General features: G+C 49.7%; 20 protein-coding genes. 11 read left to right on the top strand and 9 right to left on the bottom strand.

Going from position 1 to position 25077, the window contains the following annotated elements; translation table 11 throughout:
- Nucleotides 1–77: 77 nt before the first annotated feature.
- The gene (locus F569_RS0102865; RefSeq protein ID WP_026940963.1) at nucleotides 78–2642 is read left to right on the top strand and encodes a glycoside hydrolase family 3 protein; all 2565 of its coding nucleotides are present in this window, start codon (nucleotides 78–80) and stop codon (nucleotides 2640–2642) included.
- A 57-nt stretch (nucleotides 2643–2699) separates the two neighbouring features.
- On the opposite strand, the gene F569_RS0102860 is transcribed toward F569_RS0102865, so the two are convergent.
- The gene (locus F569_RS0102860) at nucleotides 2700–3668 is read right to left on the bottom strand and encodes a glucokinase (RefSeq protein WP_051279169.1); all 969 of its coding nucleotides are present in this window, start codon (nucleotides 3666–3668) and stop codon (nucleotides 2700–2702) included.
- 209 nt (nucleotides 3669–3877) lie between these two features.
- Here F569_RS0102860 and F569_RS0102855 point away from each other — a divergent pair, with 209 nt between their 5' ends.
- Genes F569_RS0102855 through F569_RS0102825 form a run of 7 tightly spaced genes read left to right on the top strand, consistent with a single transcriptional unit; the run spans nucleotide 3878 to nucleotide 11724 of the window.
- Nucleotides 3878–4885 carry a LacI family DNA-binding transcriptional regulator gene (locus F569_RS0102855; protein ID WP_026940961.1) on the top strand — a complete coding sequence of 336 codons (1008 nt, stop codon included), beginning with the start codon at nucleotides 3878–3880 and terminating at the stop codon, nucleotides 4883–4885.
- A gap of 59 nt (nucleotides 4886–4944) precedes the next feature.
- Nucleotides 4945–6453, top strand: coding sequence for a glucose-6-phosphate dehydrogenase (zwf, locus tag F569_RS0102850; RefSeq protein WP_233353577.1), 1509 nt, complete (start codon nucleotides 4945–4947; stop codon nucleotides 6451–6453).
- 1 nt (nucleotide 6454) lies between these two features.
- The gene (pgl, locus tag F569_RS0102845) at nucleotides 6455–7171 is read left to right on the top strand and encodes a 6-phosphogluconolactonase (protein WP_026940959.1); all 717 of its coding nucleotides are present in this window, start codon (nucleotides 6455–6457) and stop codon (nucleotides 7169–7171) included.
- A 4-nt stretch (nucleotides 7172–7175) separates the two neighbouring features.
- Nucleotides 7176–9020, top strand: coding sequence for a phosphogluconate dehydratase (edd, locus tag F569_RS0102840; RefSeq protein ID WP_034387124.1), 1845 nt, complete (start codon nucleotides 7176–7178; stop codon nucleotides 9018–9020).
- Nucleotides 9020–9976, top strand: a complete 957-nt coding sequence (glk, locus tag F569_RS0102835; protein ID WP_026940957.1) for a glucokinase — start codon at nucleotides 9020–9022, stop codon at nucleotides 9974–9976. The genes edd and glk overlap by 1 nt, the downstream gene beginning before the upstream one ends.
- Nucleotides 9977–11029 (top strand): SMP-30/gluconolactonase/LRE family protein, encoded by a 1053-nt coding sequence (locus F569_RS0102830; protein WP_084168732.1) that lies wholly within the window; start codon nucleotides 9977–9979, stop codon nucleotides 11027–11029.
- 47 nt (nucleotides 11030–11076) lie between these two features.
- Nucleotides 11077–11724, top strand: a complete 648-nt coding sequence (locus F569_RS0102825) for an SOUL family heme-binding protein (RefSeq protein ID WP_026940955.1) — start codon at nucleotides 11077–11079, stop codon at nucleotides 11722–11724.
- Here the strand turns inward: F569_RS0102825 and F569_RS0102820 are convergent.
- Nucleotides 11697–13640: an ABC transporter transmembrane domain-containing protein gene (locus tag F569_RS0102820; RefSeq protein WP_233353576.1), complete on the bottom strand. Its 1944-nt coding sequence runs from the start codon at nucleotides 13638–13640 to the stop codon at nucleotides 11697–11699. The genes F569_RS0102825 and F569_RS0102820 overlap by 28 nt on opposite strands.
- A gap of 5 nt (nucleotides 13641–13645) precedes the next feature.
- Between F569_RS0102820 and recQ the strand changes: the two genes are divergently transcribed.
- Nucleotides 13646–15445, top strand: a complete 1800-nt coding sequence (gene recQ, locus F569_RS0102815; RefSeq protein ID WP_026940953.1) for a DNA helicase RecQ — start codon at nucleotides 13646–13648, stop codon at nucleotides 15443–15445.
- On the opposite strand, the gene F569_RS0102810 is transcribed toward recQ, so the two are convergent.
- The gene (locus F569_RS0102810; protein ID WP_034387122.1) at nucleotides 15432–15947 is read right to left on the bottom strand and encodes a hypothetical protein; all 516 of its coding nucleotides are present in this window, start codon (nucleotides 15945–15947) and stop codon (nucleotides 15432–15434) included. The two genes, recQ and F569_RS0102810, sit on opposite strands and share 14 nt — an antisense overlap.
- 113 nt (nucleotides 15948–16060) lie before the next feature.
- Here F569_RS0102810 and queC point away from each other — a divergent pair, with 113 nt between their 5' ends.
- Together queC and queE are read left to right on the top strand one after the other, a co-directional pair.
- Nucleotides 16061–16759 (top strand): 7-cyano-7-deazaguanine synthase QueC, encoded by a 699-nt coding sequence (gene queC / locus F569_RS0102805; protein ID WP_026940951.1) that lies wholly within the window; start codon nucleotides 16061–16063, stop codon nucleotides 16757–16759.
- Complete coding sequence (gene queE / locus F569_RS0102800; RefSeq protein ID WP_026940950.1) at nucleotides 16756–17412, top strand: 7-carboxy-7-deazaguanine synthase; 657 nt, start codon at nucleotides 16756–16758, stop codon at nucleotides 17410–17412. Before queC ends, queE begins: the two co-directional genes overlap by 4 nt.
- A 15-nt stretch (nucleotides 17413–17427) precedes the next feature.
- Here queE and F569_RS18675 read toward each other — a convergent pair whose 3' ends face one another.
- The 6 genes from F569_RS18675 to F569_RS0102770 form a co-directional block, all read right to left on the bottom strand.
- Nucleotides 17428–18036, bottom strand: coding sequence for a DUF3313 family protein (locus tag F569_RS18675; RefSeq protein WP_051279166.1), 609 nt, complete (start codon nucleotides 18034–18036; stop codon nucleotides 17428–17430).
- An 85-nt stretch (nucleotides 18037–18121) separates the two neighbouring features.
- Entirely contained in the window at nucleotides 18122–18595 is a 474-nt protein-coding gene (locus F569_RS0102790; protein WP_026940949.1) for a hypothetical protein, read from the bottom strand.
- Nucleotides 18596–18692: 97 nt separating this feature from the next.
- Nucleotides 18693–19280, bottom strand: coding sequence for an EF-hand domain-containing protein (locus F569_RS0102785; RefSeq protein WP_026940948.1), 588 nt, complete (start codon nucleotides 19278–19280; stop codon nucleotides 18693–18695).
- 78 nt (nucleotides 19281–19358) lie between these two features.
- Entirely contained in the window at nucleotides 19359–21449 is a 2091-nt protein-coding gene (locus tag F569_RS0102780; RefSeq protein WP_026940947.1) for a hypothetical protein, read from the bottom strand.
- Nucleotides 21449–24193: a DUF4159 domain-containing protein gene (locus F569_RS16170; RefSeq protein ID WP_051279164.1), complete on the bottom strand. Its 2745-nt coding sequence runs from the start codon at nucleotides 24191–24193 to the stop codon at nucleotides 21449–21451. The genes F569_RS0102780 and F569_RS16170 overlap by 1 nt, the downstream gene beginning before the upstream one ends.
- Complete coding sequence (locus tag F569_RS0102770; RefSeq protein WP_026940946.1) at nucleotides 24190–25077, bottom strand: DUF58 domain-containing protein; 888 nt, start codon at nucleotides 25075–25077, stop codon at nucleotides 24190–24192. The genes F569_RS16170 and F569_RS0102770 overlap by 4 nt, the downstream gene beginning before the upstream one ends.

Raw genomic sequence — 25077 nt, 5'->3', positions numbered from 1 at the left:
GGAAACTTGTATAATTATCGTGTAGTGGTGCGGCCTTGTTTTCGCTATAAGCCATCAAAAATAATGGGGAGTCTTTCATGACGCATTCACATCTTCTAAAAAGTGCAGCCATTTGTAGCTTGGCAATAGCCCTAATTGGGTGCGGGGGACAAAGCGATGTTTCGGCAGCCTCAACGGATACGAAACCTTCGCCGCGTGCTCCGGGGTCTGTTGACCCGTCAATTTGGCCTATGGCGAAGAGCCCGGTCGGGCTCGATGCCGCGATGGAAGCCCGCATTACTGAATTAATGTCTCAAATGACTTTGCGCCATAAAGTCGGGCAAGTCATTCAAGCCGATATTGGTTCTATCACGCCTGAAGACATAAAAACCTATCCGTTAGGGTCAATTCTAAATGGCGGTAACTCGGCACCTAATGGCGATAACCGCTCTCCGGCTTCGGCATGGGTGAAACTGGCGGATGAATATTATGAGGCTTCAAAAGAGGCTTATACAGGTGGCGTTCCTTTCATTCCGATGATTTGGGGAACAGATGCCGTGCATGGTCATAATAATATTCCTGGCGCGACAGTCTTTCCGCACAATATTGGGCTTGGCGCGACGCGCAATCCAAAGCTTTTGGGAAAAATCGGGGCGATTACGGCGCAGGAAATCCGCGTCGGTGCTCAGGAGTGGACTTTTGCGCCCACTATCGCTGTCGTGCGCGATGACCGATGGGGGCGAACCTATGAGGGCTACTCTGAAAATCCCGACGTGACGGCGTCATATGCCGGTGAACTTATCCGCGGTATTCAAGGTCGGCCAGGATCAGAAACATGGCTCAAGGGTAAAAAAGTTATTGCGACAGCCAAACACTTCCTGGGTGATGGCGGCACAAATCAAGGCCGTGACCAAGGTGACAATCTGGACACAGAAGAGCAGCTTCGCGATATTCACGGCGCAGCCTATCCGGTGGCTCTGGATTCAGGCGCTCAATCGGTCATGATTTCATTCTCAAGTTGGCAGGGAACAAAACTCCACGGCCATAAGGGATTGATTACGGATGTGCTGAAAGGGCGTATGGGCTTTGATGGTTTTGTTGTCGGGGACTGGAATGCCCACGGACAGCTCGATAGCTGCACCAATGAAAATTGTCCCGACGCGCTTCATGCCGGGCTGGATATGTATATGGCTCCCGATAGCTGGCGGGGTCTTTTTGACAACACTTTGGCACAGGCCGAAAGTGGAGAGCTTGATTTAGAGCGACTTGATGATGCTGTGCGCCGTATTTTACGGGTAAAGTTGCGTTCAGGCTTGTTCGAAGCTGGAAAGCCATCTTCACGCCCCGGCGCCGCAGAGTATGCCGTTTTGCGTGACCCCGCTTCAAAAGAGGTCGCGCGGCAAGCCGTACGAGAGAGTCAGGTTCTTCTCAAAAACGATGGTGTTTTGCCGATTAACCCTGCGGCCACAGTGTTGGTGGCCGGCGACGGTGCGGATAATATCGGAAAGCAATCCGGCGGTTGGACCTTATCTTGGCAGGGCACGGGCAATAAAAATTCAGATTTCCCGGGAGGTTCCTCTTTCCTAGATGGTATTAAGCGTCATGTCGAAAAAGCGGGCGGTTCCGTTATCCAAGCAGATGCGCAAGGTATCTATATGGGTAACCCAACTGTTGCGATTGTTGTCTTTGGCGAAGAACCTTATGCTGAATTTAAAGGCGATATCGATAATTTGGCTTATAAGCCGGGCGATGACAGCGATTTAGCGCTTTTGAAAAAATATCAAGCGGCGGGTATTCCCACGGTTGCTGTATTCCTCTCAGGGCGCCCGCTCTGGATGAACCGTGAACTAAATGCTTCCAATGCATTTGTGGCCGCATGGCTTCCAGGATCTGAAGGCGGATATGCGGCAGACTTACTGTTCACAGATAAAGACGGTAAAGTCAGTTATGACTTCAAAGGGACGCTCCCTTATTCTTGGCCGCGAACAGCGATCCAAACACCGCTCAACTATGATGATGAGGATTATGACCCGCTCTTCGCCTATGGATATGGCTTGTCATATTCAAAGCCGGGTAAAGTCGGCGCGCTTCCTGAAGAGGCCGGAATTGAGCTTTCTGCAAAGAATGACAGTGAGTTCTTTAAGGCTGGTAAGGCTGTATTCCCTTGGGCGCTCGTGATTGGCGATCCATCCGGGAAGACAACAGTTAAAACAACTAAGGCGGCTTCCCCAGCGGGTGTGGTGTCTATTGTTTCTGCTGATGATGGAGTTCAGGAAAATATCCGGACGCTGAGCTTTGACGGTACTGGTAAGGCGCGTTTTGAAGTTCGCGGTACACCCGTTGATTTATCCCGCCAAAATACAGGTGATATGGCGATATATATGCGATTGCGTCCAGAAGCAGGTGCCGAAAATGCGGACGTCTCATTGACTTTGGATTGCGGCAAAGGCTGCGATCCAGTGCAGCCTCTAGGCAAGATTCTAGGCGCCGTCAAAGCGGGTGAATGGACAGAGGTTTCTGTCAAACTCTCTTGCTTCGCTGAAGGCTCTTCAATGGAATATGTCTCCGCGCCATTTGCTGTTGAAACAGCGGATAAGGTGAGCTTTAGCATATCGGATATAAAACTAGTCGCGAATGAGGGACAAGCCGTTTGTCTTGACTAAGACGTCTTTATCAAATTCATAAAAACCAAGTCTTATTTGGGCTTGGCTTTTTGTTGGTTATGAAGAAGACGCCGCACCTATGAGAGGGGCGGTGGAGTCAATTAAAAGCCTTAGAGGCACACGCGCCATCCGTGATTCCATTTTGCCTTTACCTGTGAACCGCTCAATTGCGGAGGGTTTTGAAAGATATGGCAAGAGATGCTGTGAAACGCCGCCAGCTAAAACCGCGCCTTGCCAAGAACCGCTGGCTAAAACGGTATTGCCGATAAAGTTCATCAAAGCATTTGCTGCAAACTCACATGTATCTTGGGCTGTCATGTCGCCTGACTTTGCGCGCTGCGTAACGTCATTGGCTCTTAGATCAGCAGGGGTAATACCGTTTACAGCTGATATAGCATCATAAACAACTTCCAAGCCTCGGCCTGAGCAAATAAGTTCGAACGAAACATAGCCATATTTGGCATTCAAATATGCTTGAATTTGACGTTCATAATCATCCAGCGGCGCAAAGGGTTGATGTCCGCCTTCTGTTGGCAGAACACTCCATCCTTTGACGGCATCACCGACGAGAAGAGCTTGACCTAGCCCGGTTCCGGCACCGGCAACAGATATAGTCTTTAGAGGGGATAAAGACTCGCCCGGATGTCCTAGTTGAATATTGTGAAAAGCATCATCCGAAAGCTCTGGAATTGACCGCGCCATGGCTGCAAAGTCATTCATGAAAACAAGGCGGTCAAACCCAAAACGTGAGATTAAGTCAGACCGTCTTACGGTCCAGTCTTTATTGGTCAGGCTGACTGAGTCTTTATCCATCGGCCCAGCCAAAGCAAACACGGCTTGGGTTGGGTGATCATGGCCTGTCGTATTCTCTAGGAAACAGGCTAAAGCATCGCTGAATTTCTCGAAATCATTCGCAGGGGCGCGCCATATATGGGAAAGCGAGGGCAGACCAGACGCATGTCGATGTGCGACGGCAAAGCGGATATTCGTCCCGCCAATATCACCTACTAAGATGCGGTTTTGCACTATTTTCCCTTTTACCGATTTATCGGATAGTATTCTTTTTTCTAAGGCTTAAGGCCGCGTGACAGCGCTGTCAATATTGCTTAACGCATTACAGCAGGTGACAATTAAGAGGTGAAGATAAAAGCAGGGTCTTTATTGACCTTTGATTGGCTCTAAGCCATTGTTATTACAGATTTAGGGGGAGCTCGCATTCGCGATATAAAGGGACGATGAAGTCAACAATCACAGATGTGGCCAAACAGGCCGGTGTCTCAATGAAGACAGTTTCGCGCGTGCTCAATAATGAGCCCAATGTCGCCAAAAAAACGCGCGACCGAGTCTTAGCTGTTGCGAAAGAATTGCGTTACACGCCCAATTTGGCAGCCCGTGGTTTGGCGAGTTCTAAGTCCTATTTGCTTGCACTTCTCTATGATAATCCGAGCCCGAATTATATCGCGAATATACAAAAAGGGGCCATAGATGCTTGCCGCGACAGCGGCTATCATCTTGTCATTGAGCCGCTCAATATGAATGCCGCCAATAGAGGAGATGCACTTGAATTGCGTCTTGAGAGGCTTCCTGTTGATGGTATCATACTGACCCCGCCTTTATGCGATGATGTAGATCTCTTAGATATCTTAACCCGTTTGAAAATACCTTATGTGCCCGTAGCCCCTTCGAGAGAGCCAGAAGATGTGACATCTGTAAAAATGGACGATGTGCAAGCCTCTTTCGAAATGACCGAATATATGATACGTAATGGTCATAAGAGGCTTGGCTTCATTAAAGGGCATCCCGAGCACAGCGCCAGCACACTAAGATATTTAGGATTTGTAAAAGCCGTAGAAGCCGCGGGACTTGAAGTCGATTTAGATGCCGTTGTTGATGGTGACTTTTCTTTTAAATCAGGCGTCGTAGCGGCAGAGCGATTATTATCCGCAGAGCAGCGTCCAACAGCTATTTTTGCCAGTAATGATGATATGGCGGCAGCTGTTGTCTCTGTCGCAAGCCGGCTTGGTATTTCCGTTCCAGGCGAGCTCTCCGTAGGGGGCTTTGATGATACACCTCTCGCACAAATTTTGTATCCGCAACTTACAACAATTAAGCAGCCTATCTATGAAATGGGTCATATGGCGGCGAGTTTGTTGATAAAGCCGCCAAAAGCTGAAGAGCGCTTACCTAGCTATTGTCTTGATCATAAACTTATTATACGCGACTCCACTCAGAAAAGCGAGTAGGGTGTAATTGACAGCGCTGTCATTTTCATCTCTAATCACGACTGACAAGGACTTAAGCCGTGACAATATCCAATAAGAAATCTGAGAGTAATGAGTCTTCATCGGGCTCTACATTTGTACCTGTTGAGCCGTTTGAGATTGTTGTCTTTGGCGGCACAGGCGATCTGGCGCGGCGTAAACTTTTGCCGTCGCTTTATCACCGTTACCGCGACGGACAGATTTCAGATGACAGCCGTATAGTAGGGGTCTCTAGGTCCCAACACTCCCGCGCTGAGTATCAAGAACTGATTGAAAAATACTATCATGAATTTGCAAAAGGTGAGGAATTTGATCCAAAGCTTTGGGCGAAATTTATCAAACTGGTTGATTACGTATCAATAGATGTGATGGCCGATAAAGACTGGTCAGCACTCGGGAAAGCGCTTTCTGGCAAGTCTGACCTTATTCGAGTTTTCTACCTCGCTATGCCGCCGCGTATGTTTGCGGATATTTGTGATGGGTTAAAGACGGCAGATTTAGTGCATGAAAAATCTCGTGTCGTTCTCGAAAAGCCTTTAGGAACCGATTATGACTCCGCTCGTGAAATCAATGAAGGTGTCGGCAGAGTTTTCAAAGAAAACAATATCTACCGTATTGATCATTACCTTGGCAAAGAGACAGTTCAAAATCTGTTAGTTCTCCGCTTTGGCAATATTCTGCTTGAACCTCTCTGGTCCAATCAGGCGATTGATCATATTGAAATTACGGCGGCGGAATCCATCGGCGTTGGCGGACGCGGGTCTTATTATGACGGGGCCGGGGCCTTGCGCGATATGGTGCAAAATCATTTGCTACAGCTTTTATGTCTGACGGCTATGGAAGCTCCAAGCTCACTTGATGCAAATGACGTTCGGACAGAGAAGATCAAAGTTCTCAGGGCCTTGCGTCCTATCACCCCTGGGAGTGTGAAACGTAAAACGGTGCGAGGTCAATATGCGCGCGGTAAAGTCGATGGTGAAGCCGTCACTGATTATATGAGCGATGTCGACGTAACAGAAAGCTCAACCGAAACCTATGTAGCAATAAAGGCGGAGGTTGATAATTGGCGCTGGGCGGGTGTTCCGATCTATCTGCGCACAGGAAAAAGAATGTCATCGCGCCGCTCTGAAATTGTGATCCAGTTTAAGTCCGTTCCGCATTCAATATTCGGAGATACGCCGGTTAATCCAAATAAGCTTGTCATTCGTCTACAACCTGACGAAGCGGTTAAGCTTTGGTTTGAGGTTAAAGAGCCAGGCGCGGGCGGCATGAGATTGAAAACGCTTCCGCTTAATTTGAGTTATGCGGATAATTTCACCGTAAGATATCCTGATGCTTATGAGCGCCTCTTGATGGATGTAGTGCGCGGCAATCTGAGCCTATTTATGCGCCGCGACGAAGTCGAGTCGGCTTGGAAATGGGTCGATGGTATTTTGGAAGCTTGGGAGCAATCAGAACAGCGGACTGAGCTCTATGCGGCTGGTAGCGAAGGTCCTGCCGAAGCGGATGATATGCTGTCTGGCTATGGTCATAAATGGTCCGAGGGTTAAGATGTCGAGCAGATTTGCTTATAAGAATTTTACCTCTCGTGAAAAGATGGTGACGAATGCCGCGGATCAAATCGCTAGGGCTGTAAACTCTGCTGTGACGGTAAAGGGACATGCGAGCCTAATGTTGTCAGGCGGATCAAGCCCGAAGCCGGTCTATTTGGCACTGACGCAAATGGATTTGCCTTGGAATAAGGTTACGATTGGGCTCGTGGATGACCGCTGGATTGAGCGTGGAAAGCCGGGGTCAAACGAGACTTTTTTGGATGAGAGCCTTTTTAAGGGAAAAGCGAAAGCCGCGACCTTTATCGGCCTCAAAACGGGTGCGGCGAAGCCGGCAGAAGGCGTGAGTGAGGCTGAAGAAAAACTGGCCTCTATCGCGAAGCCTTTTGATGTGTGCGTGATGGGTATGGGACTCGACGGACATACGGCGTCATGGTTTCCTAATTCCAAAGGACTGGAAGAGGCTTTGGATATTCAGAATCCAAATACTGTCATTGCAATCGACGCGGCGGGATGCCCTGTCGCGGGGGATCATCCTGAGCGTATCACTTTAACACTGTCAGCTGTAATGGCGTCAAAGCAAATCATTCTGATGATACCAGGCGCAGAAAAATCAAATGTGTTTAAAGACAGCGCACATAAGTCGGTCTATGAAGCGCCTGTCAAAGCACTTCGCGCTGCGGGTGAGCGCCTGACTGTAATGACGGATGAGAGCTAAACCGATGTCTATGAATTCCACAATCGAAAAAGTCACAGCCCGCATTCAAAAGCGCTCTGCTGCGTCGCGCAAAGCCTATCTTGCGGCGGTACAATCAAATATTCGGCCCGGACCGCGCCGTAAACGCCTGTCAGAAGGTAACGTTGCCCACGCGACCGCAGCTTGTCCGGTGCTAGAAAAGACGGAACTTTTGGGCGCGAAATGGGCTAATGTTGGAATTGTAACAGCTTATAATGACATGCTGTCTGCGCATCAGCCTTTTGCCACATATCCCGACCTTATCAAACATGCCGCCCGTAGAAACGGGGCAACCGCACAAGTCGCAGGCGGCGTTCCCGCCATGTGTGACGGTGTCACTCAAGGTCAAGATGGCATGGAGCTCTCGCTGTTTTCACGGGATATCATAGCTTATTCCACAGCAATTGCGCTTTCCCATGATATGTTTGACTCCGTCATTCATTTAGGCGTTTGCGATAAAATTGTTCCCGGACTTATGATTGGCGCTCTGCGTTATGGTTATATTCCGCAAATTTTTGCCCCCGCAGGGCCGATGCCGTCGGGCATTCCAAATCCTGAAAAAGCTAAAGTGCGTCAACTCTATGCCGAGGGGAAAGTCGGACGTGATGAACTTTTGAAAGTCGAAGCCGCATCTTATCATGCTCCGGGTACATGTACATTTTATGGGACAGCCAATTCAAATCAAATGCTGATGGAAATCATGGGTATGCAATTGCCTGGAGCCTCTTTCGTTCATCCAAACACACCACTGCGTGATGCGATCACGGCTCAAACAACACGCCGTGCGGTCCAGATGACAAATCTGGGTGATGAATTTACACCCGCGGGTCACATCATTGATGAAAAAGCCATTGTTAATGGCCTTGTCGGATTAATGGCCACGGGCGGATCGACAAATCTAACAATACATATGGCGGCTATTGCGGCGGCAGCTGGGATTATCATCAACTGGGATGATTTCTCGGACATCTCACACGCTGTGCCGCTTATCTGCCGTATTTATCCAAATGGTATTGCGGATGTGAATCACTTCCACGCAGCGGGGGGGATGGCTTATCTTGTGGGCCAGTTAATAGATGCGGGTCTTGTTCATACTGATGTCACGACTGTTGCAGGCGGCGAGGGCTTGATAGAATATACGCGGGAGCCTCTTAAAAACGCACATGCCGAAGCGGACACTGTTTTATTCAAAGAAGGCCCAAAAGAGAGCCTTGATACAGACATTCTGACTTCGGTGGATAAACCTTTCCGTCCTGATGGAGGTTTAAGGCTGTTAGAAGGAAATATCGGACGCTCAGTCATGAAAGTCTCTGCGGTCAAGCGTGAGAACTGGCTCGTCGAAGCCCCTGCGATTGTTATCGATGACCAGAATGCTTTGATTGATATGCATAAAGCCGGGGAGCTTGAGAAAGACTTTGTGGTTGTTTTGCGATTCCAAGGCCCGCGCGCTAATGGCATGCCGGAACTTCATAAACTCACGCCCATTATGGGGTCTTTGCAGGATAAAGGCTTTAAGATTGCAATGGTGACGGATGGCCGCATGTCAGGCGCATCAGGGAAAGTTCCTGCGGCCATACATATGCATCCCGAAGCCCTTGCAGGCGGGAATATCGCCAAGATCCAAAATGGAGATATCGTGCGCGTTGACCCAGCGGCTGAGACTGTAAATGTCGTTTCAGATCCAAATTGGCTTTCAAGGCCATTAGCCGATGCGCCAAAAGTTCAAAACCTTGATGCGCTGGGCATGAATATGTTTGCGCCATTGCGCGGACAAGCCGATAATTCGGAAGCTGGAGCCTCTGTACTGGGCCGTCCTGAGTGGATGGTATAATGAGCACTTCTACGCTAGTCGGAGATGTGGGTGGCACGAATTGCCGCCTTGCTTTGGCTGAGCGTAATTCTCTGGGAACCATAGAGCTTCATCATTCTGAACGCTTTGCGGTTAAAGACTATAAGCATTTTAATGATGTTGTGACGGAATATTTGGAGCATCAAAGCGCAAAGCCACAACGCGCGGCATTTGCCTTTGCCGGACCAAAATTTGATGATGAAATCCGCATGACCAATGTTGATTGGATTGTCTCTGAAGAAAACCTCATCAAAACATTTGGGTTTAAAGAAGCCATCGTTCTGAACGACTTTGTGGCTATGGCCAATGGCGCAACTGTTATTCCTGATGACGGGTTTGACACGCTTATTCCTGGTAAGGTCAATTACAATAAACCAGTCGCCGTTATGGGGCCGGGAACGGGTCTGGGTGTGTCTTGTATCTTGCCGGGACGTCCGCCGCTCATCATCCCGACTGAGGGTGGGCATACGGCTTTCGCACCGCAAAATGATATTGAAATTGAGGTTCTGTCTTACTGGCTTAAGAAACAGGGTTATGTGTCAGCGGAAACGCTAATCTCAGGCCCAGGCTTATTTCGTCTTTACATGGCGCTTTGTGATATTGCCGGAGAGCCCTTAATATGCGTGCGTGAAGACGAAGTTGTGGCCGCTGCAGAGGCCAATCCCAAGTCAATTGCCCGAAAATCAGTTGTGATGTTTTGCGATATTCTAGCGACTTTCGCCGGAAACACGGCTTTTACAATGGGCGCGGTCGGAGGCGTAGTTTTGGCGGGAGGTGTCACGCGTCATATTTCCCCGTTTTTTGAAGAGTCTAATTTTATTCAACGTTTTAGGCAGCGGGGCCATGGCAGCTGGTTTATTCAAGACATTCCTGTTCGCTTGATGAAAGCCCATTTCGTCGCACTTTACGGCGCCGCAGCAATGGTCTTGGAGCATTAGATGAAAACTCCCGCACTCATTTTGTTGACTACTTTATTTTTATCTGGCTGCGAAAAGATCATTGATAAAGGTCTCGAGCAAGTGGTCAAAAAAACACTTTCATTGGGATACGAAACCTATGAAACAGTTGGCTCCGTTGAACTCAATGATGAAAGCTTGATTTCAAAAGACGCCAAAATTGAAAAATTGGGTGGTTCATTTATGTGGTCCGAAGGACCTGTTTGGATCAAAGGCGGTGATTATCTTCTTTTCACCGATGTGCCCGGTAACACGATTCATAAATTTAAAGAGGGGGAGGGCATTACGACATGGATGAGCCCCTCTGGACATCCAGATCCAAAACCTGATTATACGAGTTCACAGGGCGCCAACGGGCTATACCCTTTTGATGATACACATATTATTGTGCCCGATCATGGAAACCGTACGCTCTATAAATTGAATGTGGAAACGCAAGCTAAAACCGTTTTAGCAGAGCGTTTTGAAGGTAAGCGCTTTAACTCACCGAATGATGCGGTCCTTTCCAAGACAGGGATTATCTATTTCACGGATCCGCCTTATGGCCTTTCCGATCAAGATAAGTCTGAGGCGAAAGAGATCAGTTTTAATGGTGTTTATGCCCTCTATCCAGATGGGGCGCTGGCTTTGGTCGATAACAGGCTGACGCGTCCAAATGGTATCGCTCTTTCGCCTGATGAGCGCACGCTTTATGTGGCCAATTCCGACCCCGATGACGCCAAATGGATGGCCTATAATCTCGATGAAAATGGCATGCCTGATGAGCGCAAAGAAATCTTAAATGTCACGGCGGACGTCAAAGCAGGAGAGCCAGGTCTGCCAGATGGAATGACGGTTGATCAAAAAGGAAATCTCTATGCGACAGGGCCGGGCGGCGTCCTTATTCTCTCCCCCGCAGGGGAGCGCTTAGGTCTAATTCGCACGGGTACAGCCATAGCCAACTGCGCATTCGGTGATGACGGGTATACGCTTTATATGACCTCCAATGATTTCCTTGCGCGCGTAAGAACTACTGCAAAGGGACTGCATTTTTAAAAAGCTAAAGGTCTGTCTCTGTCGTATTGAAAATATGGAGACGCACTATGCGATATATTTTTGCCGCTCTTATTTTTGTGCTCAGCTTGACGCTTGGAGGCCAATCCGTGGCTATTGAAAAGCCAGATTACACCGTTGTGATGTCTGAAGGAAAATTTGAAATTCGTGATTATCCTGAAATGTTACTCGCTGAAGTCAAAGTCACGGGTGACCGAGACCAAGCGGCAAACCGAGGGTTTCGTAAATTAGCTGCTTTCATTTTTGGGGATAATCAGCCTAATGCCAAAATCGCTATGACCTCGCCGGTGACCCAAACCCCTCAAGAAACTGTTGAGCCGAAAAGCGAGAGTATTGCTATGACCGCCCCCGTCATGCAAACATCCGACCAGAACGGCCAATGGGTCGTGAATTTTATGATGCCATCTGAATACTCGATGGAAACACTTCCGCGTCCTACGGATGATGAAATTCGCATTTTTAAAACCGAGCCTTACTGCACGGTTAGCATTCGCTTTTCAGGGCGCGGTACGATGAAAAACTTAAAAAAGCAGCGGTCCAGGTTAGACAGATTCGTTAAAGAACAAGGTTTAGTAGTCTCTGGGCTGCCCGAATATGCTTTTTATAATCCGCCTATTGTGCCGCCGATGTTCAGGCGAAACGAAGTCCATTACCGCGTGGCGGTTCCGTCAAATTGAAGGTTTGCCAACCGCGCGTAAAGGCCTTTATTTTTTAAAAGCTCATTGTGCGTTCCTGTTTCAACAACACGGCCTTCATCCATAACGATGATGCGGTCAGCTTTCAGAACAGTCGCCAAGCGGTGAGCGATGACGAGCGTTGTTTTGGACTTGGACATTTCTTCGAAAGCTTGCTGAACTGCGCGTTCGCTCTCCGCGTCCAAAGCGCTTGTCGCTTCATCTAGTAAAAGAACGGGGGCATCACGTAGGATGGCCCGTGCAATTGCAAGACGTTGGCGTTGGCCGCCCGATAAGGTCACAGCCGACTCGCCTAAATCCGTGTCATAACCTTCGGGTAATCTTTCAATAAAATCGTGAGCAAAAGCTGCTTTGGCGGCAGCAACTACATCTGCATCAGATGCACCTTCTCGGCCATAGCGAATATTTTCCATTGCGGACCCTGAGAATAGCGGAGTGTTTTGCTGAACAATCGCAAATTGCCGACGAAGGTCTTGAGGAGAGAGCGCCGTAATCGTGACGTCGTCAATTGTGACAAGACCTGATTGCGTATCATAGAAACGTAAAAGCACTTGAAAAATAGTTGATTTGCCTGCGCCCGACGGCCCGACAAGCGCAACAGTTTCGCCTGGATTTATTTTAAAACTGATATCCCGAAGCGTTTGTTCTGTAGGGCGGGAGGGATAGATGAAATTCACATTTTCAAATTCAATTGCGCCTTCAGCATTCGCAAGCTTAGCAGGGTTTTCAGGTGCCGTAATATCAGGCTCTTCAGCCAAGAGCTCCATAACCCGTTCCGTAGCTCCAGAAGCTCGCAAAAGCTCTGTCCATGTGCCTGTAAGGAACCCAACGCCTGACACAACACTAAAAGCATAAATACCAAAGGCGAAAATATCACCGCTTGTCATGCCGGTATTTCCGCCAGAGGCTCGGAAGTTTTGGACTTCTTGCGCACCATACCAGAAAACACCGACCATGCCTGTCATACCAAGGCCAAATATAATAAGCGTCATGAGGCTTCGTACGCCAATGCGTTTACGATGCGCGATATAAGTATTTTCAACGGCATTGGAGAAATCACGACGTTCTTTCTCCTCACGCGTAAAGGCTTGAACCGTTTGAATGGCGCCTAGACTTTCGCCCGCACGAGAGGACGCTGTTGCCAAATTATCTTGGCTAGAACGGGATAAGGTTCGGATACGTTTTCCGATAATTACCGTCGGCAAGATAATCGCAGGGCCGATACACATCACCAACAAAGTAAGTTTCCAGCTTATGAAAAACATAATGATCAATGAACCGATGCCTGTCGCGATGGACCGAATAGCGAAAGAGACAGAAGAGCCAATCACGCTTTCGATAAGTGTTGTATCTGTTGTGAGCCGCGAGAGAACTTCTCCGGTATGAACCCGCTCAAAGAACTCAGGAGATAGACGTGTTAGCTTATCATAAACTGCTTTGCGAATATCGGCGATAACGCGTTGCCCTAAAATGCTAATAAAATAAAAGCGCAAGGCTCCAAAAACAGCGGCCCCTATGCCAATGAGTATCGCAAATTTAAAATAGGAGCCCATATCGCTTTGATCGCCAACAGCAAATTTGGTGCAGTAATCAGCAACTGTTTTCGTCTCGTCAACAAAACCGCAATCTGTAATGACCTTCACCGCAAGTCCAATAGAGAGCTGCATAGCCGCGGCCAAAACTAAAAAGATAAAAAAGGCAAATACGATAAGCTTATATCGCGCAATAAATGGCCAGAGCTGGCGTAGTGGCTTTACCGTGCGGGCTTTGCCGCGCTTGTCCTTATCTTCCTCTATCGTTGCGGCCAAGGCGGCACCGGAAGAACGGCTCTCATCATAATTATCAACCATAGTCGCGGCTCTTACCGTTGCAATTTGCTTCGCGCAAGGCCACGACATGTGACATGTCCACGCCTGAGTCGATAATTCAGAATACCTTTGGCTTCCCCGGATTTCGGCCTGGTCAAAAAGGTGTCATTGACGCTTTGATGGATGGACAGTCCGTCCTCGCGGTTATGCCGACCGGCGCGGGAAAATCGCTTTGCTATCAAATTCCGGCGCTACTATTTGACCGTCCGACAATTGTTATATCACCCCTCGTTGCCTTGATGGATAACCAAGTCGCAGGGTTACGTATGAACGGTGTTAAGGTCGGGTGCCTTCATTCTGGGCAATCGCGTGAGGAGAATATAGCAGAATGGCAATCGGTGACCCATGGAGGGGCGAAGCTTCTCTATATGTCGCCGGAACGACTTATGACGGGCCGAATGCTCTCAGCGATGAAAGCGCTTAATCCATCTATGTTTGTTGTCGATGAAGCGCATTGTGTGTCGAAATGGGGCCCCGCCTTTAGGCCTGAATATGCAGACTTACAGCGGCTAAAAGACTTATTTCCTGATGCCCGTGTCGCGGCTTTTACCGCAACGGCGGATGAACTAACTCGTGAGGATATCGCGGGCAAACTCTTTGGCGGACAGGGCAAAACGATCGTGCAAGGGTTTGACCGACCCAATTTATCTCTTGCCGTCTCGCCTCTTCGTAACCGCTCGCAGCAATTGCTTGAATTTATGAAAACGACAGAAGGGCAATCGGGGATTGTTTATTGCCTCTCTCGTAAGAACACAGAGAAGTTTGCAGGCGTTTTAGAGGCGGCGGGTTACAAAGCTTTGCCTTATCATGCGGGTATGCCGAGCGAGACGCGTTTTGAAAATCAGGAACGCTTCATGGCCGAAGAGGGCGTTGTCATGGTCGCGACAATTGCCTTTGGCATGGGCATTGATAAACCTGATATTCGATTTGTCTATCACATGAATATCCCTGGAAGCCTTGAAGCCTTTTATCAGGAAATTGGCCGCGCGGGGCGTGACGGACAACCCGCTGTTACGGCGCTACTTTATGGGCTAGATGACATTCGGATGCGACGCCAGTTTATAAGCGATGATGGCTCGGATAGTGACCATCAAATGCGCGAGCACAAACGTCTTGATGCGCTGCTGGGCTATGCGGAAAGCTCAGGGTGCCGGCGTCGGGTGCTCTTGAATTATTTTGGTGAGAGCCAAGGACCTTGCGGGAATTGTGATAACTGTATCAGTCCCCCTGAAATGATTGACGCGACGGAACCTGCTAAAGCGCTCTTCTCAGCTATCTCACAAACGGGCCAGCGTTTTGGTACGACCCATGTTATCGCAGTGGCGCGAGGAGAGACGACTGACCGTATCGTGCAATTCTCACATGACAGTCTGGATGCCTTCGGCAAGGGCCGTGACTATGCAAAACCTTACATGCAAGCGCTTATCCGTCAGGCCGTCGCGTCGGGCATTATCTCAATGGATATTTCTCGCTATGGCGCTCTGACATTGGAGGCTGGGGCGCTCGATATTTTGGCAGGGCAAGCCAAATTTAAGTGCAAAGACCTCGCGACAAGACGTGCAGCTAAATCCTCACGCAAAGCCCGCAAGGCTCTTGAAGAGACCGCTTTGAGTCCCGATGAGCAAAGCTTACTTGCTAAACTCAAGTCACTACGTATGGAGTTTTCGAGAGAAATCGGAAAGCCGGCCTTTGTGGTTTTCTCAGATGCAACATTGATGGATATGGTGTCCAAGACACCGACAACTCGCGAAGAAATGCTGGATGTCTCTGGTGTGGGAGATACAAAGTTTCAGCGCTATGGCGAAGCTTTTCTTGACGCGATTAGGACAGCTTAGCGGCGCATGATGCGGCCGCGTCATATTTTTTAGCCTTGTTTTCAGACAAAATTTCAAACTCAGACTTCAGTTCTTTTGCATAGCGGATTTCCACAATGACGGCGCGGGAGAGAACATCGCCGTCTCCGGCATCGATCTTACGTGTGGCCTCATATATTTTTGCCTTGGAAGTGGTGAGCTTTACCGCACAGTGTTCGGCGGCGCCTGGCATTTGAGCCTTAGTTCCAAATTTGCGGCCATTCAGCTCTCCGCTCCGCTTTATAGCGACATCAAACTGACCCACATCCCCTTTGGAGATAATAGCGAATGGTGCATTGGAGGAGACAAGAAACTTAGTCACGCCGAGTTGTTCTGACGGAAAGGCTACAGCAACCGTTCTCTGGGAAGGTTCATATTTAAAGTCTTTAAGAGCTTTTGCTGCAACGGGAATGGCGGCAATTTCGGCGGCTAGAAGCCCAAAGACAATATATCGTTTTTTGAATGTTATCGCTTTGCGTTTCATTTTGAAGCTCACCTGTTTGGTATAAAGACAGTCTAGAAATCTCCTCTCAAGCGATACAAGAATGATGCCAAGCGGACTGGTCAGAGGCGGCTTTTGACGATATAGGCGCGGCCATGACGATATCAAACAAAGCCCTTATCTTATTTTCAGGCGGACAAGACTCAGCCACATGTCTGGCGTGGGCACTTGAAAATTATGATTATGTTGAAACCGTTGGCTTTAATTATGAGCAGCGCCACGCCATAGAAATGCAATGCCGTAAGGTCGTGCTTGAGAATATTGCTTCTGCTTTTCCAAATTGGGGAACTAAGCTCGGGAAAGATCACATCGTAGATTTATCTGCACTAGGCGCGATTAGTGACACTTCACTCACGCGCGATGTTGAGATCACAATGGATGATGAGGGCCTTCCGAGTACATTTGTACCGGGACGGAATTTGATATTCCTAAATTTTGCCGCTGCTGTGGCCTATCGCCGAGGTATTACCACTTTGATTGGCGGTATGTGCGAAGCGGATTTTTCAGGTTATCCTGATTGCCGCAAAGAGACCTTGGATGCGCAAATGCAAGCTATCTCTCTGGGAATGGATAAAGCTTATACGTTGGAAACACCTTTAATGCATTTATCCAAATCAGGGGCCTGGGCGTTGGCGGAAAAACTTGGTGGTCAATTACTCATCGATATTATTCTTGAGGACAGCCACAGCTGTTACAAGGGCACACGCGGCGTGCGTTTTGACTGGGGCTATGGATGCGGAGAGTGTCCGGCGTGTGAGCTTCGCGCTAAAGGGTGGGCGGATTACAGCGCATGACTTATAGCGTCAAAGAAATCTATTTGACCGTTCAAGGCGAGGGCGCACAGACTGGAATAGCTGCAGTGTTTTTGCGCTTCGCCGGATGTAACTTGTGGAGCGGGCTGACGAAGGACCGCGCTTCGGCTGTCTGTAAGTTTTGCGATACGGATTTCATTGGCACAAACGGGCCTAATGGCGGGAAGTTTAAAACAGCTGCTGATTTAGTCACAGCGGCTGCCAAGCATTGGCCCTCAATTGGCGAGGCTCAACGCGGTCAACCTTGGGTCATTTGCACAGGCGGGGAACCGCTTTTGCAATTGGACACCGCTTTGATCGACGCTTTTCACGCAGTTGGTTTTAAAGTCGCTGTCGAGACGAATGGCACGATCAAAGCGCCCACGGGATTGGACTGGATATGTGTCTCGCCCAAGGCCAATGCCGAACTTGTTCAAACATCAGGGCACGAATTAAAGCTGGTCTATCCGCAAGATGAAAATAAGCCCGAAGATTTTGCGCATCTGGATTTCGAGCATTTCTGCCTACAGCCCCGTGATGACAGTTATATGGGCATAAAAAAAGCGGCCCACGAAAAGGCCGCCTTTGATTATTGTTTAGGCAATCCGCAATGGCGTCTCAGCGTCCAAACCCACAAATATCTGGGTGTGCCCTAGCGGTTTGCAACATAACTAATTGGCGAGTGTTTTGGCGGCCTTGCTGGCAAAACGGCTAAAGGCGCGGTGAGCATCCCCCCATGTACCGCCAAATTTCGCGTCGCGGATATCCGTCTCATAAAATTTATACGACATTGTTCCGAGCGATTGGCCGCCTGAGGCTATTAATTCAGCTTGTAATTCCGCTCCGCCATTTCCAAAGCTTTGGAAGGACAGGCTAGGCTCTACGCTAAGCTGATTAAATGTAGGGCGATTTGGTTTTGCGTCTTCAATAGTTATTCGCAGCACCGTCGGCGCCGTCTGAGAAATCTCAATCCCTTTCTTTTCGAACTTTCTTTCAAGTTTGGATTGTAAGCGCTCTGTAAGGCGCTCAATGTCTTTATCTCCGTAAAATCCATTTCCGGCAAAACCGCTTCTCAAACCCCTCGCGCCGCTTCGATCGCTGAGTTTTTCGGGTAAATTATTCGCGCGATGCGCCATATCTTCACTAACAACGACTTCAATTTTAACAGATGAATTCAAAGGTGAGGTAACTGTTGTGTCAAAGCCGCGGCTTTTCGCAAGCGCGGGTGCGGCGATAGAAAATGAAAGAGCTAAAAGGGATGAAGCCAAGAGTGAACGCATAGTAAGTCTCCTATTATAGAGAATACATAGCATAAAAAAGGCTGCACCTCAATGCAGCCGGGTTGTCACGTCTCTGTGAGGTGATTTATGCGATCGCGTCGACCACCACATTTAAGAGATTACTCGCGCCTTTCAGGGCAGCTAATTCAGCCTCTAATTCTGTAGCTTGTATTGTCCGTGCGGTCGTTATGACTTTGCCGCTGACATCCAAAGCTTGGGTTGTAACGGTAAGAACGCGAGCTGTCGTGTCCAAGGCTTTATCGGTAATTTTTACGGGAACTGTTCCCATATAATAAACACCTTTACCGACGCCGACAGCTGTCTTTCCGGCAAACTTTCCAGTCTCGTAAATGCCTTTACCTGTATATTTTCCTGTGTAGTAAACCGATTTTCCTGCGAGTTCGCCCGTCTTATAGACCGTTTTACCAGCAAATTCCGTTGTTTTATAAACGCCTTTAAAGGGAAGTGCGGCGACTTTTCCGGTCGTTTTAGCGACCTGACATCCAGATAAAGTGACAGCACAAAGGCTTGTGATAACGGTAAGTTTTAAAAAACGCATGAAAGCCTCTATAAGTAGTTCCCGGCACAGTCTTAGACAAATAAGGGAAAAAAAGACTTAAACCTTAGGGTTAAAAGCATCCTAACGTTTCGCCTTGTTAGTAACCTCTTCGGCGTTGTTGATCGCGGCGACCCTGACGATTGATGCGGTCTATCGGGTCTTCTTCGTCCTCGATGATTGGGCGGCGGGGCATTTCAAAGACTTTGACGAGTTCAGAAAAATCCAGAGCGCCGTCATCATTTTTATCACCGGCTTTGAAGACAAAACCCAATGCATGGTCAAATTCACTACGGGTGACACGCTGATCATAATCTTTATCAAAGGCCAAATTACCGGGCGCCGCGTCAAGTGATCCCAAAGCTGCCTCGCGCCAATCCTCAAGCTCAAACAGGCTTAGCGTTTTGGAGACATCTTTATCTGCAGCCTTAAAAGCCGTTGACAGGCCGGATGTAAATTCGGCTTGCGTGACACGGTAATCAGCATTTTTATCAAAACTAGCAAAAAGCATCCCGCCTGCACCAATAGAAGTGATGGGCCCCTTAATGCGTTCACCTCTGCGCTCAAGCTTTTTATTTGGGAGCGTCTCGACGTCAGTCTCTTCATCGAGCACAGGATCGGCGGCTAAAGCTGTCAAGGGAAGGGTAAAAAGAAGAGATGCCGTCAAAATGAGTTTTGTAAATGTCATAATAAATCCCGCTATTTCGCGCCTTCTTAAGGATGTTTTGGCGGGAATACCCGTTAAATACCAGACAGAATATCAGTTCTATTGTCCCTCGCGCAGCCAAGCGCCGCCCATTGCAAATAAGGCCAGAATAAAGAACAGCCAGCCCGGAGCGAGAGGGCTGCGTTTAGATGCGGTTACGGCATAGTCTTCATGCGCGATAAGACCCATCCAATTCTCTGCTGCGGTGCTTCTTCCGGGTTTGACGCGGCGAATATCAGGCGCCGTTCCGCTTAAGGCTTGTGTGTATAGTCCGCCGCCTGTGCCCTCTGCCAGAGGCCGTAGAATCTCTGTTGTCGGGAGCAGCTTTGTATATTCTTTCGGGTTCAAAGCGCCGATAGCAGATATAGTCGAGACTTCACCACTGCTTAATCGATACGCGCCTTGTCCTGCTGATTTTACGCTCCCGCGATAGACACCGTTCGCGGTTTTTGAAAGACGCACTGTTTCTTTGGTATCATCAGGTTTTTCGACCAATACGGTTTGGTTGCGGTCCTCAAGCGTGCGACGTTCAATGGCCAATACACCGCTTTCTGCGCTGGCAGAGAGCTTTTCAGCGTCAAGATCGGGCTCGCCCATCAACCAATGAGCCGTGCGGCGGAACATTTCTGAATAAGGGCCGCCGCCATCAAACCCTTTAGACCAAAGCCAGGCTTGGTCGGACATTAACATCGCCACGCGGCCGTCCCCAATTTTATCAATCACCAATAGAGGGGCCGCGCCGGGGCCCTCCATCAACACGTTGCCACTGATAGGCTTATTATCAATGAGGCGGAACCATTTGCCCCAATTTTGTTCAATCTGTCCTTTAAAGCTTGATGTGATGGGGTGACGGCGGCCTTTTTCATTCAGCTCAGGCCTAAAGGCTTCATTCGTTGTCTCGCCCGTGGGACGTGTAGGCAGCACGGCGGCGAGGGGGGAGCGGTAAATACTTTCCTGCTCCGCGAAGGCCGGACCTGTCGCAACCAACAAAGCGCCGCCGCTCTCAACATATCGCGCAACATTTTGTAGATATACAGGCGAGAGAATAGGGCGCGAGCGCCCACTGCGGCTCGGCGCAAAGCGGCGGCGGAAATGATCAAAAATGATAAGATCAAATTCATCAAGTTTTTCTTCAAAAAGCTGCCGCGTCGGGAAAGCAATCAGTGATAACTCGCTCTGCCGCGCATTGGTATTTTTAACGCGCGGATTTGTCAGAATTGTAAATTGCACCAATTCAACGGCGGGGTCACTTTTCAAAAGGTTACGCCAAGAGCGCCCGCCATTATGCGGCTCACCTGTTACGAGCAAGACACGCATGCGGTCCCGAATGCCTGAAATCTCAGCTACGAAAACATTGTTATTTAAGGTCAGTTCGCCCTCTGCGGCGCGCACTGTAAGCTCAACTGTATTCGGGCCGCGGCGTTCAATCTCTATGGGTATAGAAATGCGGTTACCAATGGTAGCCGGAAAGCGGGCTTTGGTCTCTCCGTTGAGTTTAATTTCAATATTGGCACGCTCGCCCTCAAAACCGGGATCATCGACGCGCAGCTCAAATTCGGCTTGCTCACCTACCAGACCAAATTTCGGCGCAACAATCGCGCTGATGCGGCGATCACGAGCCGTTTCTTCGCCAATGATAAGGCTGTGAAAAGGCACATCTTCGGGCAACAGGTTTTCGGGATTTTCAGGCAAGTCATGCACTTGTCCATCTGTTATCGCGATTACGCCCGCAAGGCGAGATGCAGGCAGGTTGCCTAGGCCATCAATCAAAGAATTGGTAAGCCGTGTGCCATCACTATCAGGGCGGATAAAACTTGTTGTCACATCTATCGAAGGATCAGCTTTCAGCCGTTCCATTAAGGCTTGGTAAGATGCGGTTGAAGCGTCTTTGCGTCCACCCACGCCCATGGATTCTGACTCGTCCTTAATTACCAATACGACGTCTTGGAGTGGAGAGCGCTCTTCAATAACGGTTTGAGGATTTAAGAGCGCGAGTATTAGGAACAGCCCGGCTAAAAGGCGCAGAAAATAACTACGCAGTTTTCCAAGGCCAGCGGCAAGCGCAGCTATGAACATGAGAATACCGAGCGCAATAACCCATCCCATGGGCAAGAGCGGGTCGAACGCAATATTTGGAAGGTTATCAAACATTACGGGGTAGTTTCCCCGTCTTTACCAAGGTCTTGGGGCTCACGTTTCTGGCGGCCAAGGCGTTCAACAAGCGCGGCGGCATGAACCTGGTCTGCTTTGTAATTTCCTGACAGGGCATACATGGCCACATTCACGCCAAAGCGAATAGACATTTCTCGCTGGCGTGGGATGTCTTTTTCAAGCTCGGCAAGATCGTTGCCGTCCTCGTCAATGGCCCACCCTGCGGCCCAGTCATTACTCCCTAAAATTACGGAACTTACGCCGTCTCTCGCGGCGCCGTTATTATCGCGGTCAACCCAGACGGGCCCATTAGCCCAGCGCCCCGGGAAGGTTTGCAACAAATAAAATGACTTCGTCAAGACATGTTCTTCGGGCGCTTGGGTCAGGGCAGGGATGTCCAGATTAGCTGTGATGGCCGCCATGCCGGGATGGGTTTCCCCGCCGCGCAAGACCCGCTCGCCTTCATCTTGTGTGTCAAACACAATGGTTCCTCCGCCCGCCATATAGGCATTTAAATTCGCTGAAGCTTCGTCAGAGAGAGACTGTGCATCTCGCGTCACCGGCCAATATAAAAAGGGATAGAAAATTAAATCATCTTTTTCAGGGTTTACGCCTTTTGCCCCTGCCGGTTCAATTGTTGTCCTCGCCGTTAGTTGCCGTGCGAGACTTTCCATGGCTGTTTCGCTCATCCGGTCGACGCGCCCAATGCCGGTTTTCACATAAGCCAAATGCAGTGCAGTCGCGGCATCAAGGTTTTTATCGGGGGTCTGATCTTGTGCATAAGTTTCGGAGGGAATCATAAGGATAGCGGCTAGAATTAGAGCTGCGGCAGACTTACCAATTTTAGGCTTAAGATATGCCATTCGACCCGAAGCCGAGAGCGCAAATAAAGCGTCCAATGCCAGCATCAAAAGCGCAGCGCCCAATAACCATCCGCCGATGGTGCGGTCTTTGGTTTGTCCATATGTTTCTATACTCATATTGGCGGTGTTTCCGATTGATTTCAAAGCTTCAACATCTTTTACGGTATTTAGCGCTTGTCGTCTCGCCCCTTGGCGATAAAGGCCGGGCAGGGTCTTTGGAGTGATGGTCGTTGTCGCAAAAGCTTCATCTGAAATACTGGAGGCTTCAACGGGCGGGGCCTCCAAGCGGCCAAACCCGTTTAAGACCCGCTCGGGGACCCAATCTCCCGTGCTGTCCTGCGTACGGCCTGGAGTTGCGCGGGCGAGAGGGAGAATACGGCGCAGCATCTCCACATATAACCCGCCCACTGGTAGGTTTGACCAATCGGGCCCTGCGGTCACATGAAAGAGCACAAGCCGCCCCAAGCCTTCGGTAGAGGACGTAACGATAGGGGAGCCATCCTCAAGCCGCGCCCATGTGCGGATATCTGTTTCAGTCCCCGGTTCTGCCATAACTTGTCGGCGCACAGTGATATCATCCGGAATCGAGAGGCCAAAAAAGGGACTTTCGCTGTTAAAGCTCGCAAGGCGCTGCGGGTCTTGCCACGTCAAGGCACCGCCCAAAGCGCGGCCACCTCCGCGCAGGGCTACGGGTAACAGGCTATCAGGTCTTTCGGCGAGTTTTTCACCTGCAAACCGAATAAGAAGACCACCTGTTTTGACGTAATTTTCAACCTCTTCATTTATCGTGCGCGATACGTCGGGCATAATGATGATGCTCGGGGAGAGTGGGAGCAGGTCCTCAATCGTACCTTCAAAAATATCGGCATAGGGCGCGAGAGCCGTCTTGGCATAAAAGGGTTCGGATAATAATGGCGTTGCGCTGTCTTTGGCTGGAGTCACTACGCCTATCAATGGTCGCCCCCAACTGTCATCCAATAGTTTGACGGCTCCTGCTGAGGCCACGCCATTAGCGCGAATTTGACTAACCCGTGAACGCAGTTCACTTGGCAGTATAAATGAGGCCTCCGCGCGGGAGACGCCGGGCGCGAAGTTGATATCTGCCCGTCCGATAACGCGGCCATCCTTACCACTGGCGATAATTTCAGCACTGCGCAGACCGGATGTATTTGTGCGGTGCCAAACAGATTTAAATCCATCCGGTGTTTCGCGTGTCTCGCCAGGAACCAAAACAGACATGTCTGAGAGTGGATCAAGACGGGTGGCTTTGGCGGCAGATCCTAATAGTTTGGCAAGACTATCTGATTGACCAAAGCCTATGCCTGAAGACAGCCAAACGGCATCGCTGCCTGATAAATCTTTTGTTTCTAAGGCTTTAGCGGCTTTCCCGCGCTGCGGCGCAATGGCTTGAGGCCGCAAAGCCTTGACCGCGCGCATCGCATCTTGAGCCGGAACGAATTTGGGCTCAGCGGTGGGCTGCGCAGTTGTTAAGAGTAAGACATCAACATTCTTGCGGCGAGCATCTGAAATCTTGGCTTCGGCCTCGCGAATAACATTGCTCCAATTAGGCGCCGCGTCCCAACCATCATCTATGATAAGTGTGAGCGGGTGCGTCGTTATGCCTTCGGCTTGTTGTAAAATAGGCCGAGCTAAAGCAATGGCAATGATCGCCCCCATGGCGATACGGAATAACAACAGCCACCATGGTGTGCTGTCGGGTGTTTCTTCCTCGGTTACGACATCTTGCAATATACGTAGTGGCGGGAAGGTTTCCTTTTTCGGGCTTGGCGGTGTCACCCGCAATAGCCACCAGATAAGCGGGAGGACTAGCAGTCCTAAAAGCGTCAAAGGCGCTAAAAATGTCAAGCCGCCCAAGGTCATATTTGCGGCCCAGCCATTGCCGTATATAAAGCTGTCAGCGCGGAATTGGCAGGTTTATCTGTGTAGTGGCGAATAACAGGCCATCCTAAGCGAGAGGCTGTGCGGTCTAGCGCCTCGCAATGGGCCGCAAATTTGGCTTGATAATCCTCACGGGCTTTCTCGGCGCGGCCGACTAATATGGGTTCTAACTTTGAAAGGCCTGGAATACGTAATTGCACGCGGCCCTTATAAGGAAACTCGCATTCGGCGGGATCTATGACGTGTAGCAGGATACCTTTTGCAGGACGTCCCGATAGCCGCGCCAGTCTTGAGCGCCATATATCCGGTGGGTCAAGAAAATCCGATGCAATAACAAGCCTTGCAAAAGCCGGGATGTCGGCATCTAAATTGCGAACAGGCCCCTCTGAAAGCGCCAATGTGCGGGATATGCGTTCTTGGCCGACACGTCCTGTGCGGGCGCGTTCGCTTTCACCCATGACGGCGCAGCGTTCTCCGGCCCGCATCAATAGGGATGTCATAGCCATGCACAGAACGGACGCGCGATTTCTCTTTGTCGGCAACTTTTTCGAAGACGCCCACTCCATACCTTCGGATCCGTCCCGCCAGAAATAGACCGTATTTGCGGCCTCCCATTCATTCTCGCGGACATAAACTTGATCGCCCCGCGCAGAACGTCGCCAGTCAATCTGATTGGCAGAATCTGATGGTTGGTAATTTCTGTATTGCCAAAAGGTTTCGCCTTGGCCGGGGCGGCGGCGTCCGTGAACGCCTTGCGCCACAACAGCAGCCACGCGCTCGGCTTCGGCTTGGAGGGCCGGATAACCTGCGGCGAGCTGTTCAGCTCTACGGCGAAGCTCAATCGGTGTGGGCGCGAGGGCAGCCAT

The organism is Hellea balneolensis DSM 19091 (genome assembly GCF_000428525.1).
Taxonomy (GTDB): Bacteria; Pseudomonadota; Alphaproteobacteria; order Caulobacterales; family Maricaulaceae; genus Hellea; species Hellea balneolensis.
Note: the sequence above shows the minus strand (reverse complement) of the source record. Positions and strands in the feature narration are given on the sequence as shown.